Origin of the sequence: Streptomyces platensis (assembly GCF_008704855.1) — a bacterium.
GTDB classification, from domain to species: Bacteria; Actinomycetota; Actinomycetes; order Streptomycetales; family Streptomycetaceae; genus Streptomyces; species Streptomyces platensis.
Map to the genome: position 1 here is coordinate 3,496,435 of NZ_CP023691.1, position 17,590 is coordinate 3,514,024.

At 67.1% G+C, this 17,590-nt stretch carries 9 protein-coding genes and 3 rRNA genes; 5 read left to right on the forward strand and 7 right to left on the reverse strand.

What is annotated here, in order from left to right:
• Positions 1–163 precede the first annotated feature (163 nt).
• From CP981_RS15270 to mtnA, 4 genes are all read right to left on the reverse strand, one after another.
• A complete protein-coding gene (locus CP981_RS15270) occupies positions 164–2,047 on the reverse strand; it encodes an LpqB family beta-propeller domain-containing protein (RefSeq protein ID WP_208852940.1) in 1,884 nt (627 codons plus the stop codon).
• On the reverse strand, positions 2,037–4,088 hold the full coding sequence (gene mtrB / locus CP981_RS15275) for an MtrAB system histidine kinase MtrB (protein WP_244329661.1): 2,052 nt from the start codon (positions 4,086–4,088) through the stop codon (positions 2,037–2,039). The genes CP981_RS15270 and mtrB overlap by 11 nt, the downstream gene beginning before the upstream one ends.
• A 64-nt stretch (positions 4,089–4,152) precedes the next feature.
• Complete coding sequence (gene mtrA / locus CP981_RS15280) at positions 4,153–4,830, reverse strand: two-component system response regulator MtrA (protein WP_085926680.1); 678 nt, start codon at positions 4,828–4,830, stop codon at positions 4,153–4,155.
• Complete coding sequence (gene mtnA / locus CP981_RS15285; RefSeq protein ID WP_085926679.1) at positions 4,827–5,996, reverse strand: S-methyl-5-thioribose-1-phosphate isomerase; 1,170 nt, start codon at positions 5,994–5,996, stop codon at positions 4,827–4,829. The genes mtrA and mtnA overlap by 4 nt, the downstream gene beginning before the upstream one ends.
• Positions 5,997–6,148: 152 nt before the next feature.
• Between mtnA and CP981_RS15290 the strand changes: the two genes are divergently transcribed.
• From CP981_RS15290 to CP981_RS15310, 5 genes are read left to right on the forward strand one after another with little or no spacing between them, the layout of a single operon-like run.
• Positions 6,149–7,732, forward strand: a complete 1,584-nt coding sequence (locus CP981_RS15290) for a DUF7847 domain-containing protein (protein ID WP_085926678.1) — start codon at positions 6,149–6,151, stop codon at positions 7,730–7,732.
• Positions 7,733–7,736: 4 nt separating this feature from the next.
• Positions 7,737–8,429: a DUF4129 domain-containing protein gene (locus CP981_RS15295; RefSeq protein WP_085926677.1), complete on the forward strand. Its 693-nt coding sequence runs from the start codon at positions 7,737–7,739 to the stop codon at positions 8,427–8,429.
• Positions 8,426–9,655, forward strand: coding sequence for a DUF4350 domain-containing protein (locus CP981_RS15300; RefSeq protein ID WP_085926676.1), 1,230 nt, complete (start codon positions 8,426–8,428; stop codon positions 9,653–9,655). Before CP981_RS15295 ends, CP981_RS15300 begins: the two co-directional genes overlap by 4 nt.
• Positions 9,636–10,601 (forward strand): AAA family ATPase, encoded by a 966-nt coding sequence (locus tag CP981_RS15305; protein WP_085926675.1) that lies wholly within the window; start codon positions 9,636–9,638, stop codon positions 10,599–10,601. The genes CP981_RS15300 and CP981_RS15305 overlap by 20 nt, the downstream gene beginning before the upstream one ends.
• A 9-nt stretch (positions 10,602–10,610) precedes the next feature.
• The gene (locus CP981_RS15310; RefSeq protein WP_085926674.1) at positions 10,611–11,921 is read left to right on the forward strand and encodes a DUF58 domain-containing protein; all 1,311 of its coding nucleotides are present in this window, start codon (positions 10,611–10,613) and stop codon (positions 11,919–11,921) included.
• Positions 11,922–12,278: 357 nt separating this feature from the next.
• On the opposite strand, the gene rrf is transcribed toward CP981_RS15310, so the two are convergent.
• The 3 genes from rrf to CP981_RS15325 all read right to left on the reverse strand — a co-directional run bounded on the left by rrf (position 12,279) and on the right by CP981_RS15325 (position 17,423).
• Positions 12,279–12,395 (reverse strand): 5S ribosomal RNA (rrf, locus tag CP981_RS15315).
• Between the two features lie 73 nt (positions 12,396–12,468).
• Positions 12,469–15,590: ribosomal RNA gene (locus CP981_RS15320) — 23S ribosomal RNA — on the reverse strand.
• 304 nt (positions 15,591–15,894) lie between these two features.
• Positions 15,895–17,423 (reverse strand): 16S ribosomal RNA (locus CP981_RS15325).
• Together the 16S, 23S and 5S rRNA genes form the textbook arrangement of a ribosomal RNA operon.
• Positions 17,424–17,590 lie beyond the last annotated feature (167 nt).

Sequence of the window (17,590 nt, forward strand, 5' to 3'; positions counted from 1 at the left end):
CACTGTCCCGCCGTTCCCGCCCGGCCACCACCCCTGTGGACAACCGCGGCCACGGACCTGTGGATCAGCCGCGCACGGGGGCATCACGGCAGGTCGGGCCTGCCACGCTCCCCGGCCCCGCGCTCACCTCGTAGGCGTAGCAGCGACGCCCGCGCCCTCCGCGTCACCCGGGATAGACCGGCGCCGTCCCATCCTTCGCCACGGTCTTCCAGTTCGCGTCCGGCGGCAGCCGCACGATGCCCTCCGTGGCGTCGGCGATCAGCGGCCTGGTCTTGTCCTCCGAGGCGGCCACCGACTTGACACCGTTGACGCCGGGCAGCGTCTCCGCGTTCGACGCCGAACCGTCGGTCTCCATGAACTGCATCTGCTGCACCCCGCCGGACTCCCGTCCGACCACCACCAGCCGGCTGCCGCCCGCCCAGGACGCGGCCACCACGTCCTCCAACTGGGGCGCGATCGGCCGCAGTTCCTGCACCGACAGCTCCGGATGCGCCGAACTTCCGCCCCGCTCCACCCGGCCGAGCTGGAGCGTCGTACGCCCCTTGTCCTCCACCAGGAGCGCGATCCGGATCCCGTCCGCGGCCACCTTGATCGCCTTGATCCGCCGTCCGCCGAGGCCGGGCACCGCCACCTCTTCGGGGTCGCCCTTGCCCTCGCGCATCCGCAGCAGCCGCGAACCGTGCGCAGTGCCGTCCGCGATCCACAGATCGCCCAGCCCGTCCCAGCTCGGCGCGGTCAGCCCGCCGTCGGCGCCCTTGACCGGGCCGGAGCTGGTCAGCAGCGGCTCACCGCGTTTGACCTCGTCCTCCATGCCGGCCACATACAGCGACCGGCCGTCGCTCGACACCCCGGCCGCGGTGTCCTCACCGCGCGAGATGGCGATCGAACGCAGCGGGGTGTGGCCCGTTCCGAACGGTCCGCGCACCGGCGTCGGTTCGGTCGCGGAGTCCGACATGGCGACGACCTTGTGGTCGGCGTCGATGAAGTACTCCCTGGCGGCGCGCCCGGTGCCCGGGGACGGGGAGAAGTCGCGCTCGGCCTGCTCCTGGGACAGCTCACACAGCGAGTTGCCGCTGTTGTCCTGGAGCTCCACCTCGCTGACGTTCGAAGCCCGCGTCATGTCCTGGACGGTGAAGAAGAGCTGAGCCGCCATCCGCTTGCACTGGGCGGTGTCCGTGCTCACCGCCTGCTTGCTGAGCTTGACCCGCAGTGCGTTGGAGTCGTCCAGCGCCAGATCACTTGCGGCGAGCCGGGTGCCGGACGGGAACGCCGAAGTCGTCACCTGATTCAGCCAGTTGGTGGGCCCGGACAGCAGCGCCTCCACACTGGCCGTGATCGGCTTTATCCGCTGCCGCAGATAGACCGGGTCCGCGACGAGCGCGTTCCGGTTCGCCTTCGGCTCCTGCGACTCCGAGTGGTAGGACGCGAAGTAGTACTTGTTGACCGAGCGGTAGATGCGCTGGAAGTCGGACAGCCCGAGCACCAGCCCGTTGGGCAGCCGGTCGATCCGCCACTGGCCGCCCTCCTTGATGAGGTGGATCGTCCGGCGGTACGGCTTCTCCTCCGGGGTGTAGGCGTGGCTGTCGTCCACCGTCGCCACCTGGCTGCCGGAGAGCGTGACCGTGTAGCCGTTGGCGTCCTCGCGGTTGGGCTGCGTCTTCGGCTCGGCCTTCGGACGCTCCTGGAGCACATTGGTGGCCTGGAACGGCCGCCAGGTCCGCTTCGCCGACTTGGCCAGATACTGGGTGGCCGTACGGAAATCCGCCTCGTCGCTGGTGGTCGCGTCGAGGAAGCTGCGCACGATGTTGGTGGGCTGGGCACCGTCCTGCGGGGGCACGCCGTAGACCCGTACCTGCGACTCCCCTTCGGAGCGCGGCGACTGGTCGACCGAGGTGACCTCCCCGCCGTCCGGCATCGACGCGCAGCCGGCCAGCAGCACCGCCGCACAGCCGAGCAGCAGAAACTTCCCCGCCTGCCGGGCTCCCCTGCGCGCACGGGGGCGGGACCCGGTCCCCTCCCCGCGCTCGCCTCCGCGCTCAGTGTCCACGCAGCCCGCCTTCCCGCTCCACGCTCTGTCCGGCTTCCTGCTCGGCCCCGCTCCCGCGGTCCGGCTCGTCGGTGCGCGCGCTGTCGCCACGCGCCGCCGCTCCGCTCCGTACGCCCCCGGTCTGCGGCACCACACGGGCACCACTGCCGGGCAGCGCGGTGGGGTCGGCCTCAGGGCGGGCCACCTTCGGCTCCGGTACGGCGGAGGCCGCGTCACCTGTCTGCGCGGCGCGTGTCTGCACCGGGATCGTGGACGCCTTGCGGCCCGCCCCGGCACGCGGCTGCCCGGTCTCGTCCAGTCCGCGGTGGCGCCGCGAGTCCTCCGGCTCCAGGGGGATCGGGGACCCGCGCAGCGTCTCACCGGCCGTACGCGGCAGCGTCAGCCGGAACTGCGAGCCACCGCCCGGCTCGCCCCAGGCCTGAAGCCAGCCGCCGTGCAGCCGGGCGTCCTCGACGGCGATGGACAGGCCGAGTCCGGTGCCGCCGGTCGTACGGGCCCGGGCCGGGTCCGCGCGCCAGAAACGGTTGAAGACCCGGGTGGCCTCGCCGGGCTTGAGGCCGACGCCGTAGTCACGCACCGCGACCGCCACCGCGCCGCCGCTCTTGCCGCCCGCGGACGCCAGCCGGACGACCACATCGCGGCCCTCGCCGTGCTCGACGGCGTTGACGACGAGATTGCGCAGCACCCGCTCCACCCGTCGGGGGTCGGCCTCCGCGATGACGGGCTGCTCGGCGCCGCGCACCACGATGCGGGTGCCCTTGCGCTCGGCGAGCGGCTCGGCGCCCTCGATGACGCGGTGCACCACATCGCGCAGGTCGACCGGCTCGGCCTCCAGCGCGGCCGCGCCGGCGTCGAAGCGGCTGATCTCCAGCAGCTCCGCGAGCAGCGATTCGAAGCGGTCGAGCTGGCCCCACAGCAGCTCGGCGGAGCGTGCGGTGGCGGGATCGAACTCGTCCCGCGCGTCATGGATGACGTCTGCGGCCATCCGTACGGTCGTCAGCGGCGTCCGCAGCTCGTGCGAGACATCGGAGACGAAGCGGCGCTGCATCCGGGACAGCTCCTCCAGCTGCTGGATCTTGACCTGGAGGTTCTGCGCCATCTTGTTGAAGGACTCACCGAGCCGGGCGATGTCGTCCTCGCCGGTGACCTTCATCCGTTCCTGGAGCAGGCCGGCGGCCAGCCGCTCGGAGATCCCGGCGGCCATGCGTACGGGCGTGACGACCTGCCGCACCACCAGCCAGGCGATCGCGCCGAGTAGGATCACGACGAACACCCCGGCGGTCGCGAGGGTCCCCGTCACGAGCTTGAGCGACTCCTCTTCCTGGGTGAACGGGAAGAGGTAGTAGAGCTGGTACTGATTGCTGTTCGCGTCGTTGAGCCGCTTGCCGATGATGAGCGCCGACAGGCTGTCGTCCGACCCGATGCGCTTGATCTGGGTGTACTGGCGGAACGTCCCGGCCTTGGTGTCGAGCTTCCGCCGCAGGTCGGCGGGCACGCTCCGCTCGGGGTCGACATCCCCGGAGGCGCGCGGCCCGCGGGTGCCGGGACTGGAGTCGCCGAACGGTTCGTCGGAGTCGGAGCTGAGCGCTACTACGGAGAAGACGCCCTGGCCACCACTGGCGAGCTGTTCGACCAGGCCGGTCAGCCAGGTCGCGGAGTCCTGGGTGCCGCGGTTTCCGGTGCGGGCGCCCTCGTCGGGCCGGGTGTCGTCGGCGCCGTCCGCCATCTTCTGGGCGACGCTGAAGCCGCCCGCGGCCTGACTCTGCGCGGCCTGGGCCTTGGCCGTGAGCAGGCCGTTACGAACCTGCCCGACGACCACGACACCGAGCAGCAGCACCACGGCGAGCGACATCAGCAGGGTGGTCGCCACCACGCGCAGCTGGATATTGCGGCGCCACAGCCGCAGGGCGGGCAGCAGCGGCCGCCGCACCCAGCGGCTGAAGAGCCGCAGCAGGGGGTGGACCGGCCCGCTCACCGCGCCGTCGGGCAGCAACTGCCCACCGCGCAACAGCCAGGCCGACAACCTGCCCGAAAAGGACATATCACCCGCCGGGTCGACGGTGCGCCCCCGCTTTCCCTCCGGGGTCGAACCGTCCCGGGTCATCTCAGCTGGGCCCGGCCTTGTAGCCGACCCCGCGCACGGTCACCACGATCTCCGGCCGCTCCGGGTCCTTCTCGACCTTGGAGCGCAGCCGCTGCACATGGACATTGACCAGCCGGGTGTCGGCGGCGTGCCGATAGCCCCAGACCTGCTCGAGCAGCACCTCACGTGTGAACACCTGCCACGGCTTACGTGCCAGCGCCACCAGCAGATCGAACTCCAGCGGGGTCAGCGCGATCGACTGCCCGTCCCGCTTCACCGAGTGGCCGGCCACATCGATGACCAGGTCACCGATCGCCAGCTGCTCAGGCGTGGGCTCCTCCGAACGCCGCAGCCGCGCCCGGATTCGGGCCACCAGTTCCTTGGGCTTGAACGGCTTGACGATGTAGTCGTCCGCGCCCGACTCGAGCCCGACCACCACATCCACCGTGTCGCTCTTGGCGGTCAGCATGACGATCGGTACCCCGGACTCGGCCCGGATCAGCCGGCAGACCTCGATACCGTCCCGTCCGGGCAGCATCAGGTCCAGCAGCACAAGATCGGGCTTGGCCTCACGGAAGGCCGCAAGGGCCTTGTCACCGTCCGACACGAACGACGGCTCAAAACCTTCGCCGCGCAGCACGATGCCGAGCATCTCTGCCAGTGCGGTGTCGTCGTCGACGACCAGGACGCGTCCCTTCATTCGGCCATCATCCCATTACCTGATCGTGACTTACTCCATCGTGACGTGGAACACACCTCTGCCAGCCCGTCCCGGGTCACCGGAGACACCACTCCCGCCTCCGTGACGATCGCCGTCACCAGCTCCGGCGGAGTGACGTCGAAGGCCGGGTTGTAGGCCTGTGCGCCCAGCGGCGCCACCGGTATGCCGGCGCCCGACTCCGCCCCGGGCCCCTGAACAAACGGCAACGAGAACTCCGTCACTTCCTGGCCCGGACGCTGCTCCACCTCGATATCCGCCCCCTCCTCGGTCTCCAGATCCACCGTGCTGGTCGGTGCCACCACCACGAACGGAACGTGGTGGTACCGCGCCAGCACCGCCAGCGGATAGCTGCCGACCTTGTTGGCCACCGACCCGTCCGCCGCGATCCGGTCCGCGCCGATCAGCACCGCATCCACCTCACCCCCGGCAAAGAGCGAACCTGCCGCACCGTCCGAGAGCACCGTGTACGCCATACCCGTCCGCGCCGCTTCGTAGGCGGTCAGCCGCGCGCCCTGCAACAGCGGCCGCGTCTCGTCCACCCACAGCCTGCGCAACTCACCGGACCGGTGCGCCGCCAGCGCCACCGCCAGGGCGGTGCCCTCGCCGCCGGACACCAGGGCGCCCGTATTGCAGTGCGTGAGGATGCGGTGACCGCCGCCCGGCAGCAGCTCGCCCAGCAGCGCGAGACCGTGCTGCGCCATCCGGGTGCTGGCCTCGATGTCCTCGGCGTGCACGGCCCGCGCCTCGGCAAGCGCCGCGGCCGCGCCGACCGGAGCCCCGCCCCCGGCGAACGCCGCGCGGTACGCGGCAGCCGCCCGCCGCACGCCGTACCCCAGATTGACGGCGGTCGGCCGGGCCTGCGCCAGGGCCTCCGCCGCCTCCTCCACGTCGAAGCCGCGTGCCGCGGCCAGCGCGACGCCATACGCACCCGCGATGCCCAGCAGCGGCGCCCCGCGCACGGCCAGCGTCCGGATCGCCTGCACCAGCGCCGGAACGTCCGTGCAGACCAGCTCGACCTCCTCCGCCGGCAGTCGCGTCTGATCAAGCAGGACCAATACGGGCCCCTCGGGCGGCTCCTCCCAACGCAACGACGGAATCGTGAGCGCCCCGGCGCCCTTCTCGGATACCTCGTCCTGATCGCCCATTCACTCAGTCTGCCGCCGATCGCCCCTCGAACAGAAGGTCCCCTCGTACTCCGGGCACCGGTACACAACGCCGGTGGCCATGACACGATGACTGCCACCGCGGACCCCGGACACCCGCCGCCCCGGCGGACGGGCAGCAAGAAGGAGCGACGATGAACAACTCTCCGGGCTGGGCCTCGCCCGGATCCACCCCCTCCGACGAGCCGGCCCGCGGCACCCAGGAACAGCCCACCCAGGCAGACCCGACCGACCCGGCCGGGCAGTCCTCCCCACCGAACTGGTCCAAGGAACAGCCGCCCGCCGGCCAGTGGTCGGCCCCCGCCGGCATCCCCGCTCAGAGCGGCCCGCACGGACGGCCTGACCAGAGCGCGGGCGACCGCACCCGCGCCACGGCGCCCGGCTACGGCGGGCCCGGCTGGGGCGGCGCTCCGGGCCCCGGCACACAGCCTCCCTGGGGCGGCGCCTGGGCCCCGCCGCCCCAGGCCGCCAAGCCCGGCGTCATCCCGCTGCGCCCGCTCGCCGTCGGCGAGATACTCGATGGCGCGGTCGCCACCATGCGCGCCCACTGGCGCACCGTCCTCGGCATCTCGCTGATCGTCGCGGTGGTCGCGCAGACCGCCGTCACCGTGGTCACCGGCCTGTGGTTCCAGGACGCCGGCCGCGAGCCCGCCCTGTCGCGCGAAAACCTGCCGCCGCTCCGCGAATCCATGCAACAGATGGGCAATTCGCTCGCCGCCACCGGCATCACCTCGGTGATCGGTCTGCTCGCCACCCTCATCGCCACGGGGCTGCTCACCATGGTCGTGAGCCGTGCCGTCCTGGGCCGCTCGGTGACCGCCGGGGAAGCCTGGCGCGACGCCCGCCCCCAGCTCCCGCGCCTGCTCGGCCTGCTCATTCTGTTCCCCCTGCTCCTCATGGCCATCCTCGCGGTCGGTGTGGCGCCCGGCGTCCTCCTCGTCGCCTCGGGCTCCGCGGAGGCGGGCCTGCTCCTCACCCTGTTCGGCGGACTGGCCGCCACCGTGGTGACCATCTGGCTGTGGGTCCGCTACAGCCTCGCCTCCCCCGCGCTGATGCTGGAGAAGCAGGGCGTCATCACCGCGCTCCGCCGGTCCGCGAAGCTCGTACAAGGGGCCTGGTGGCGCGTGCTGGGCACCCAGCTCCTCACCTACCTCCTCATCGGCATCGTCGAGTTCATCATCCAGATCCCGGCCACCCTGGTCGCCTTCCTGGTCGGTGGCGAGAGCCTCATGGACTGGGCGAACGGCACCAGCAACACCACCGGCTGGTCGTTCCTGATCGTGCTGGGCGTCGGAGCCGTCATCAGCTCCACCATCACCTTCCCGATCAGCGCCGGCATCACCGCGCTCCTGTACATGGACCAGCGCATCCGCCGCGAGGCACTCGACCTCGAACTCGCCCGCGCCGCAGGCCTCCCCGGCTACGGTGCCGACGCCCCCACCGCGCACCCGGCGCCCCCCGCTCCCACAGCCACGGGTCCGGCCCAGGGTTACGCACCGGCGGCCGCCCCGACCGCCACTGACACACCGGCAGACAGCGCACCGGCCGGCAGCTCCACCACGGACAGCGCCGCGACAGCCGGCTCCGAGACGGGTGGCGCCGGCACGGAGGCCACCGAGCCAGGCACCACGCCCACGGCCGCCAAGGACGCCCAGGCGAAGGCCGCTCCGGCCGACGGCACCGGGCAAGACCCCGATAACGCCACTCCGGGAAGCTGATGCGGTGACCACAGGGGGGAACGGGGCCGCGCTCGGACGACTCATGGCGCGCCCCGACGACGACATACCGGTGCGGACTCCGCGCCTCCCCGCCCGGGAGGCGGCCGAGCGCGAGCTGTCCGATCCGCGGTACCACCAGCACGACCCCAACCCGATCCAGCGTGCCCTCGACTGGCTCTGGCAACGCGTCAACGAACTCTTCAACGCGGCCGCCGACGCCACACCGGGTGGCTGGATCGGGATTCTCGTCATCGCGGCATTCGTCCTGCTGCTCCTGGTCGCCCTCCGGCTTCGGCTCGGCGCGGTGCGCCGCACTCCGACCACCAGCGGCGCGCTCTTCTCCGACGCTCCCCGCACCGCCGCCGCACACCGGGCGGCCGCCGACCGGCACGCCGCCGAAGGCCTTTGGAACCAGGCGATCCAGGACCGCATGCGCGCCCTCGTCCTCGCCCTCGAAGAACGGACCCTGCTCACCCCCGGCCCGGGCCGTACCGCCGACGAGGCGGCCACCGAGGCGGGTTGGGCACTCCCCGCATACGCCGACCGGCTGCGTACCGCGGCACGCACCTTTGACGACGTCACATACGGCGGCCGCCCCGGCACGGAACCGGCGTACGCCCTTCTGACCAGCCTCGACACCGACCTGCAACACGCCAAGCCCGACCTGGCCGGCACCACGACCAGGAGCCGCGGATGACCACGGCAACCCCGGACGCCTCCGCGCTCCCGCCTACGGTTCGCAGTCTGTGGACCCGGTCCCGCGGACCGCTCCTCGCACTCCTGCTGCTCGTCATCAGCGGCATGGTGATCGCGGCCCTTCAGTCCGGCGAACAGCACGGGCGGCTCGACCCCCGATCCGCCGACCGGACCGGTAGCCGGGCCCTCGCCCAACTCCTGTCCTCTCACGGTGTCTCCACCCAGGTCGTAACCACCTCCGAGGAAGCCGCCGCGGCGGCCGGCCCCGGCACCACACTCCTCGTCACCCGTCCCGACATGCTGACGCAAGATCAGCTGACGGGTCTGCACACCGCGACCGCCCACACCCCCGGTCGCACCGTCCTCCTCACCCCCGACGCCTCGTCCCTCGAAACCTTCGCCCCCGGCGTCCGGACGGATTCCCCGGCCGGCCTCTCGGCCCGCCGGCCCGCCTGTTCCCTGCCGGAAGCCCGGCGCGCGGGTAATGCCTTGCTGGGCGGCCGCAGTTACACCACGTCCGTCCAAGGCGCCGATCGCTGCTACCTCAGCGGCGACCAGCCCACCCTGCTGCGTCTGCCGGCCTCCCGCGCCGGCCGCGACACCGTGGTCCTCGGCTCCCCCGACTTCCTCTACAACCACCACCTCGCCGAGCACGGCAACGCCTCGCTGGCCCTTCAACTCCTCGGTACGCACAAGCATCTGGTCTGGTACCTCCCCTCACTGAGCGACCCCTCCGCCGCGCAGGACAACCAGCGCGGCTTCCTCGATCTCATCCCGTCCGGCTGGTATTGGGCCCTGCTCCAACTCACCTTTGCCGCCGTCCTCGCTGCCCTGTGGCGCGCCCGTCGCCTCGGCCCGCTGGTGCCGGAAAGGCTCCCGGTCACCGTCCCTGCCGCCGAGACCACCGAGGGCCACGCCCGCCTCTACGAGCAGGCCAACGCCCGCGACCGGGCCTCGGCCGTGCTGCGCTCCGCGACCCGCACACGACTCGCCCCCCTCATCGGCGTGTCCCCGACACACGCCCATACCCCCGACGTCCTTCTCCCGGCCATGCACGCCCACTTGGCCTCCGCCCCCCGCGTCGACGCAGACCTTCACCACCTGCTCTTCGGCGCGGCCCCCGCGGACGACAAGGCCCTGGTCCACCTGGCCGATCAACTCGACGCACTCGAAACCTCGATCGTTTCCCAAGAGAGGCACGCCCCCCGTGAGCACCCCGACCGCTGACAGCGCCCGAGCCTCCCTGGAGGACCTGCGCACCGAGGTAGCCAAGGCCGTTGTAGGCCAGGACCCCGCCGTCACCGGCTTGGTCGTCGCTCTCCTCTGCCGCGGTCATGTGCTCCTCGAAGGTGCCCCCGGAGTCGCCAAAACCCTGCTCGTTCGCGCCTTGTCAGCCGCTCTCGAACTCGACACCAAGCGCGTCCAGTTCACCCCTGACCTGATGCCGAGCGATGTCACCGGTTCGCTGGTCTACGACGCCCGCAGCGCCGAGTTCTCCTTCCAGCCGGGTCCCGTCTTCACCAACCTGCTGCTCGCCGACGAGATCAACCGCACGCCTCCCAAAACGCAGGCGTCCCTGCTCGAAGCGATGGAAGAGCGGCAGGTGACCGTCGACGGCACAGCCCGTCCCCTCCCCGAGCCGTTCCTGGTGGCCGCTACCCAGAACCCCGTGGAGTACGAGGGCACTTACCCGCTCCCCGAGGCCCAGCTCGACCGCTTCCTGCTGAAGCTGACCGTGCCGCTGCCCGCCCGCCATGACGAGATCGACATCCTCACCCGGCACGCGGCCGGCTTCAGCCCCCGCGATCTCGGTGCCGCGGGACTGCGCCCTGTCGCCTCCACCGCTGACCTCGACGCTGCGCGAGACGCGGTCGCCAAGACCGCCGTCTCCCCCGAAGTCACCGGCTATATCGTCGATATCTGCCGTGCCACCCGCGAATCCCCCTCGCTCTCTCTCGGCGTCTCCCCCCGAGGCGCCACCGCCCTGCTCTCCACGTCACGTGCCTGGGCCTGGCTCACCGGGCGGGACTATGTCACCCCCGACGACGTCAAGGCGCTTGCGCTTCCCACGCTCCGACATCGCGTCCAGCTCCGCCCCGAAGCGGAGATGGAGGGAGTCACCGCAGACTCCGTGATCAACTCCGTGCTCGCTCATCTCCCCGTCCCCCGCTGAGACGACACCGTGGCCCTCACCGGACGCAGCGCCCTCATCTCCGCATGCGGAGCCCTCTTCGTCGGCTTCGTGCTGCCCAGCTGGCTCGGTATCCTCACCGTCCAACTCGCCCTGCTGATAGCAATCTTGTGCGATCTCGCGCTCGCCGCGCCAGTGCGAAAGCTCCATTTCACCCGAACCGGTGACACAACTGTTCGACTAACAGGCGAAGCCCACACCCACCTCACGCTCACCAATCCGAGCCGCCGCACCCTGCGTGCCCAGATCCGTGACGCCTGGCCCCCGAGCTCCTTCCGCCCCGGTTCGGACATCCCCGCGTCCCGCCACAGCGTGCGCATCCCCGCCGCCGAACGCCGCCGCCTCACCAGCACGCTCCACCCCACCCGCCGTGGTGACCACCACGCGGTCCGCGTCACCGTCCGCTCCTACGGCCCACTCGGCCTGGCAGCCCGGCAGGGAAGCCACCACGTCCCCTGGACGCTGCGTGTCCTTCCGCCCTTCAACAGCCGCAAACACCTCCCCGCCAAGCTCGCCCGGCTCCGCGAACTCGACGGCCGCACCAGCATCCTGACCCGCGGCGAGGGCACCGAGTTCGACAGCCTCCACGACTACACCCCCGGCGACGACACCCGCTCCATCGACTGGCGCGCCACCGCCCGCCGGCAGAACCTCGCCGTCCGCACCTGGCGCCCTGAGCGCGACCGCCGCATCCTGCTCGTCCTGGAGACCGGCCGTACCTCGGCGGGCCGCGTCGGCGACATACCCCGCCTCGACGCCTCCATGGACGCCGCCCTGCTGCTCGGCGCCCTTGCCGCCCGCGCCGGTGACCGCGTGGACCTGCTCGCCTACGACCGCCGTGTACGCGCTTCGGTCCAGGGCCGCACGGCCCGCGACCTCCTCCCGGCCTTGACCAACGCCCTGGCTCCCCTCGAATCCGAACTGGTCGAAGCGGATGCCCGCGGCCTGGCCGCCACCATCCACCGCCGCACCCCGCGCCGGTCCCTGATCGTGCTCTTCACCGGCCTGGACGCGGCCCCGGTGGAGGAAGCCCTCCTGCCCGTCCTTCCCAGCCTCACCCAACGCAACGAACTCATCGTCGCGGCCGTGGCCGACCCCCGCATCGAGGAAATGGCCGCCGGCCGCCACACCCCCCAGGCCGTCTACGCAGCAGCCGCCGCGGAACAGACCCGCGCCGCCCGCCGCCGCACCGCCGACCGCCTCCGCCACCACGGCATCACGGTCATCGACTCCACCCCGGCCCGTCTCGCCCCCGACCTGGCCGACGCCTACCTCACTCTCAAGTCCTCCGGCCGTCTGTAGGACCGTGTCCTTCCTCAGCCTCGCCCCTAGCCGCGGCTGAGCCTGCAGACATCTCCGCCGGACACGTGGCCCGGGCCAGGGCATGCCGGTCACACGGTTGGCGACGACGTTCTACAGGGGGGAGCAACCTCAAGGCCGCGCTACGAGCCTGGAAAGAGCGCTCCTAAGGAATGCTAAGGAAGGTCTGCCACCGGTGGAGGGCATCAATCAGCAACGCCTCTCTGGCCGGCATCAGACCGCGCCGACCAAGCAGGCCAACAAGCAACGCCACCCCATCCATCGGTCGCTTTTCGTCCCTTCGGAAACGCGAAAAAGCCCCTCGGGAACTTTCGTTCCCGAGGGGCTTTAACAAAAATTGTTCGGCGGCGTCCTACTCTCCCACAGGGTCCCCCCTGCAGTACCATCGGCGCTGAAAGGCTTAGCTTCCGGGTTCGGAATGTAACCGGGCGTTTCCCTAACGCAATGACCACCGAAACACTATGAAGATATCAACCCGGACATGACACAGGTCGTTACTTCAGAACCTACACAGTGGACGCGAGCAACTGAGGACAAGCCCTCGGCCTATTAGTACCAGTCAACTCCACCCGTTACCGGGCTTCCATATCTGGCCTATCAACCCAGTCGTCTACTGGGAGCCTTAACCCCTCAAAGGGGGTGGGAGTACTCATCTCGAAGCAGGCTTCCCGCTTAGATGCTTTCAGCGGTTATCCTTTCCGAACGTAGCCAACCAGCCATGCCCTTGGCAGGACAACTGGCACACCAGAGGTTCGTCCGTCCCGGTCCTCTCGTACTAGGGACAGCCCTTCTCAATACTCCTACGCGCACAGCGGATAGGGACCGAACTGTCTCACGACGTTCTAAACCCAGCTCGCGTACCGCTTTAATGGGCGAACAGCCCAACCCTTGGGACCGACTCCAGCCCCAGGATGCGACGAGCCGACATCGAGGTGCCAAACCATCCCGTCGATATGGACTCTTGGGGAAGATCAGCCTGTTATCCCCGGGGTACCTTTTATCCGTTGAGCGACGGCGCTTCCACAAGCCACCGCCGGATCACTAGTCCCTACTTTCGTACCTGCTCGACCCGTCAGTCTCACAGTCAAGCTCCCTTGTGCACTTACACTCAACACCTGATTGCCAACCAGGCTGAGGGAACCTTTGGGCGCCTCCGTTACTCTTTAGGAGGCAACCGCCCCAGTTAAACTACCCACCAGACACTGTCCCTGATCCGGATCACGGACCCAGGTTAGACATCCAGCACGACCAGAGTGGTATTTCAACAATGACTCCACAACCACTGGCGTGGCCGCTTCAAAGTCTCCCACCTATCCTACACAAGCCGAACCGAACACCAATATCAAGCTATAGTAAAGGTCCCGGGGTCTTTCCGTCCTGCTGCGCGAAACGAGCATCTTTACTCGTAATGCAATTTCACCGGGCCTATGGTTGAGACAGTCGAGAAGTCGTTACGCCATTCGTGCAGGTCGGAACTTACCCGACAAGGAATTTCGCTACCTTAGGATGGTTATAGTTACCACCGCCGTTTACTGGCGCTTAAGTTCTCAGCTTCGCCACACCGAAATGTGACTAACCGGTCCCCTTAACGTTCCAGCACCGGGCAGGCGTCAGTCCGTATACATCGCCTTACGGCTTCGCACGGACCTGTGTTTTTAGTAAACAGTCGCTTCTCGCTGGTCTCTGCGGCCACCACCAGCTCAGAGTGCAAAACTCATCACCAGCAATGGCCCCCTTCTCCCGAAGTTACGGGGGCATTTTGCCGAGTTCCTTAACCATAGTTCACCCGAACGCCTCGGTATTCTCTACCTGACCACCTGAGTCGGTTTAGGGTACGGGCCGCCATGAAACTCGCTAGAGGCTTTTCTCGACAGCATAGGATCATCCACTTCACCACAATCGGCTCGGCATCAGGTCTCAGCCTTAACGTGTGACGGATTTACCTACCACACGGCCTACACCCTTACCCCGGGACAACCACCGCCCGGGCTGGACTACCTTCCTGCGTCACCCCATCGCTTACCTACTACCACCTTGGATCGGCGGCTCCACCACGTCCCTTTGTCCGAAGACTCCAGGCCGGCTTCACGGCCTTAGCATTAATGGATTCGATATTGGGCGTTTCAAAGCGGGTACCGGAATATCAACCGGTTGTCCATCGACTACGCCTGTCGGCCTCGCCTTAGGTCCCGACTTACCCTGGGCAGATCAGCTTGACCCAGGAACCCTTAGTCAATCGGCGCACACGTTTCCCACGTGTGTATCGCTACTCATGCCTGCATTCTCACTCGTGAACCGTCCACAACTCGTTTCCACGGCTGCTTCACCCGGCACACGACGCTCCCCTACCCATCACAGCCTCCGTTGGGAGTATTGCTGCAATGACATGACTTCGGCGGTGTGCTTGAGCCCCGCTACATTGTCGGCGCGGAATCACTTGACCAGTGAGCTATTACGCACTCTTTCAAGGATGGCTGCTTCTAAGCCAACCTCCTGGTTGTCTCTGCGACTCCACATCCTTTCCCACTTAGCACACGCTTAGGGGCCTTAGTCGATGCTCTGGGCTGTTTCCCTCTCGACCATGGAGCTTATCCCCCACAGTCTCACTGCCGCGCTCTCACTTACCGGCATTCGGAGTTTGGCTAAGGTCAGTAACCCGGTAGGGCCCATCGCCTATCCAGTGCTCTACCTCCGGCAAGAAACACACGACGCTGCACCTAAATGCATTTCGGGGAGAACCAGCTATCACGGAGTTTGATTGGCCTTTCACCCCTAACCACAGGTCATCCCCCAGGTTTTCAACCCTGGTGGGTTCGGTCCTCCACGAAGTCTTACCTCCGCTTCAACCTGCCCATGGCTAGATCACTCCGCTTCGGGTCTTGGGCACGCTACTCAACGCCCTATTCGGACTCGCTTTCGCTACGGCTTCCCCACACGGGTTAACCTCGCAACATACCGCAAACTCGCAGGCTCATTCTTCAAAAGGCACGCAGTCACGACACAAGGAACAAGTTCCTTGTGCGACGCTCCCACGGCTTGTAGGCACACGGTTTCAGGTACTATTTCACTCCGCTCCCGCGGTACTTTTCACCATTCCCTCACGGTACTATCCGCTATCGGTCACCAGGGAATATTTAGGCTTAACGGGTGGTCCCGCCAGATTCACACGGGATTTCTCGGGCCCCGTGCTACTTGGGTGTCTCTCAAACGAGCCGCTAATGTTTCAGCTACGGGGGTCTTACCCTCTACGCCGGACCTTTCGCATGTCCTTCGCCTACATCAACGGTTTCTGACTCGTCCTGTTGCCGGCAGACAACAGAAGAGAGATCCCACAACCCCAACCACGCAACCCCTGCCGGGTATCACACGTGACTGGTTTGGCCTCATCCGGTTTCGCTCGCCACTACTCCCGGAATCACGGTTGTTTTCTCTTCCTGCGGGTACTGAGATGTTTCACTTCCCCGCGTTCCCTCCACACTGCCTATGTGTTCAGCAGCGGGTGACAGCCCATGACGACTGCCGGGTTTCCCCATTCGGACACCCCCGGATCAAAGCTTGGTTGACAGCTCCCCGGGGCCTATCGTGGCCTCCCACGTCCTTCATCGGTTCCTGGTGCCAAGGCATCCACCGTGCGCCCTTAAAAACTTGGCCACAGATGCTCGCGTCCACTGTGCAGTTCTCAAGCAACGACCAGCCACCCACCACCCCAACCCGAAGGCTGAGTTCACTGGGGCCGGCATCGCGAAGGTCCAGACTCAACGGTCCGTACCCTCAGATACCCAACAACGTGCCCGACCCACTTCACTCGTCCCCACGTTCCACGCCGAAGCAGTACTAGTGACAACCAATCAAGTGTGCCGAATAGTCAACGTTCCACCCATGAGCAACCAGCATCAGACATTCGCTGATGTACTGGCCTCTGACCAACCAGAGGTCGGTAAGAAGTGCTCCTTAGAAAGGAGGTGATCCAGCCGCACCTTCCGGTACGGCTACCTTGTTACGACTTCGTCCCAATCGCCAGTCCCACCTTCGACGATTCCCTCCCACAAGGGGTTGGGCCACCGGCTTCGGGTGTTACCGACTTTCGTGACGTGACGGGCGGTGTGTACAAGGCCCGGGAACGTATTCACCGCAGCAATGCTGATCTGCGATTACTAGCAACTCCGACTTCATGGGGTCGAGTTGCAGACCCCAATCCGAACTGAGACCGGCTTTTTGAGATTCGCTCCACCTCGCGGTATCGCAGCTCATTGTACCGGCCATTGTAGCACGTGTGCAGCCCAAGACATAAGGGGCATGATGACTTGACGTCGTCCCCACCTTCCTCCGAGTTGACCCCGGCAGTCTCCTGTGAGTCCCCATCACCCCGAAGGGCATGCTGGCAACACAGAACAAGGGTTGCGCTCGTTGCGGGACTTAACCCAACATCTCACGACACGAGCTGACGACAGCCATGCACCACCTGTACACCGACCACAAGGGGGCGCCTGTCTCCAGACGTTTCCGGTGTATGTCAAGCCTTGGTAAGGTTCTTCGCGTTGCGTCGAATTAAGCCACATGCTCCGCTGCTTGTGCGGGCCCCCGTCAATTCCTTTGAGTTTTAGCCTTGCGGCCGTACTCCCCAGGCGGGGAACTTAATGCGTTAGCTGCGGCACGGACGACGTGGAATGTCGCCCACACCTAGTTCCCAACGTTTACGGCGTGGACTACCAGGGTATCTAATCCTGTTCGCTCCCCACGCTTTCGCTCCTCAGCGTCAGTATCGGCCCAGAGATCCGCCTTCGCCACCGGTGTTCCTCCTGATATCTGCGCATTTCACCGCTACACCAGGAATTCCGATCTCCCCTACCGAACTCTAGCCTGCCCGTATCGAATGCAGACCCGGGGTTAAGCCCCGGGCTTTCACATCCGACGTGACAAGCCGCCTACGAGCTCTTTACGCCCAATAATTCCGGACAACGCTTGCGCCCTACGTATTACCGCGGCTGCTGGCACGTAGTTAGCCGGCGCTTCTTCTGCAGGTACCGTCACTCTCGCTTCTTCCCTGCTGAAAGAGGTTTACAACCCGAAGGCCGTCATCCCTCACGCGGCGTCGCTGCATCAGGCTTTCGCCCATTGTGCAATATTCCCCACTGCTGCCTCCCGTAGGAGTCTGGGCCGTGTCTCAGTCCCAGTGTGGCCGGTCGCCCTCTCAGGCCGGCTACCCGTCGTCGCCTTGGTAGGCCATCACCCCACCAACAAGCTGATAGGCCGCGGGCTCATCCTTCACCGCCGGAGCTTTCCACCACCAGACCATGCGGTCGGTAGTCATATCCGGTATTAGACCCCGTTTCCAGGGCTTGTCCCAGAGTGAAGGGCAGATTGCCCACGTGTTACTCACCCGTTCGCCACTAATCCCCTCCCGAAGGAGGTTCATCGTTCGACTTGCATGTGTTAAGCACGCCGCCAGCGTTCGTCCTGAGCCAGGATCAAACTCTCCGTGAATGTTTACCGGTAATCCGGTGAAACACACACGAGAGCGGAACGACCAGACGGAATAGGTCCGGTCGTTCACAGCGTCCTCGCTGTGTGTGCCATCCGCACCACATGGGTGCCGATGGACTTTTCAAAGGAACCTCATCCTCCGGAAGTGTTTCCGGTGGACGGGGTAT

What these genes read in the sequence shown, in the direction of transcription:
- mtrB (WP_244329661.1), bottom strand. Translation starts at nt 4,088, where the DNA reads ATGTCCTTTTCGGGCAGGTTGTCGGCCTGGCTGTTGCGCGGTGGGCAG.
- mtrA (WP_085926680.1), bottom strand. Translation starts at nt 4,830, where the DNA reads ATGAAGGGACGCGTCCTGGTCGTCGACGACGACACCGCACTGGCAGAG.
- mtnA (WP_085926679.1), bottom strand. Translation starts at nt 5,996, where the DNA reads ATGGGCGATCAGGACGAGGTATCCGAGAAGGGCGCCGGGGCGCTCACG.
- CP981_RS15290 (WP_085926678.1), top strand. Translation starts at nt 6,149, where the DNA reads ATGAACAACTCTCCGGGCTGGGCCTCGCCCGGATCCACCCCCTCCGAC.
- CP981_RS15300 (WP_085926676.1), top strand. Translation starts at nt 8,426, where the DNA reads ATGACCACGGCAACCCCGGACGCCTCCGCGCTCCCGCCTACGGTTCGC.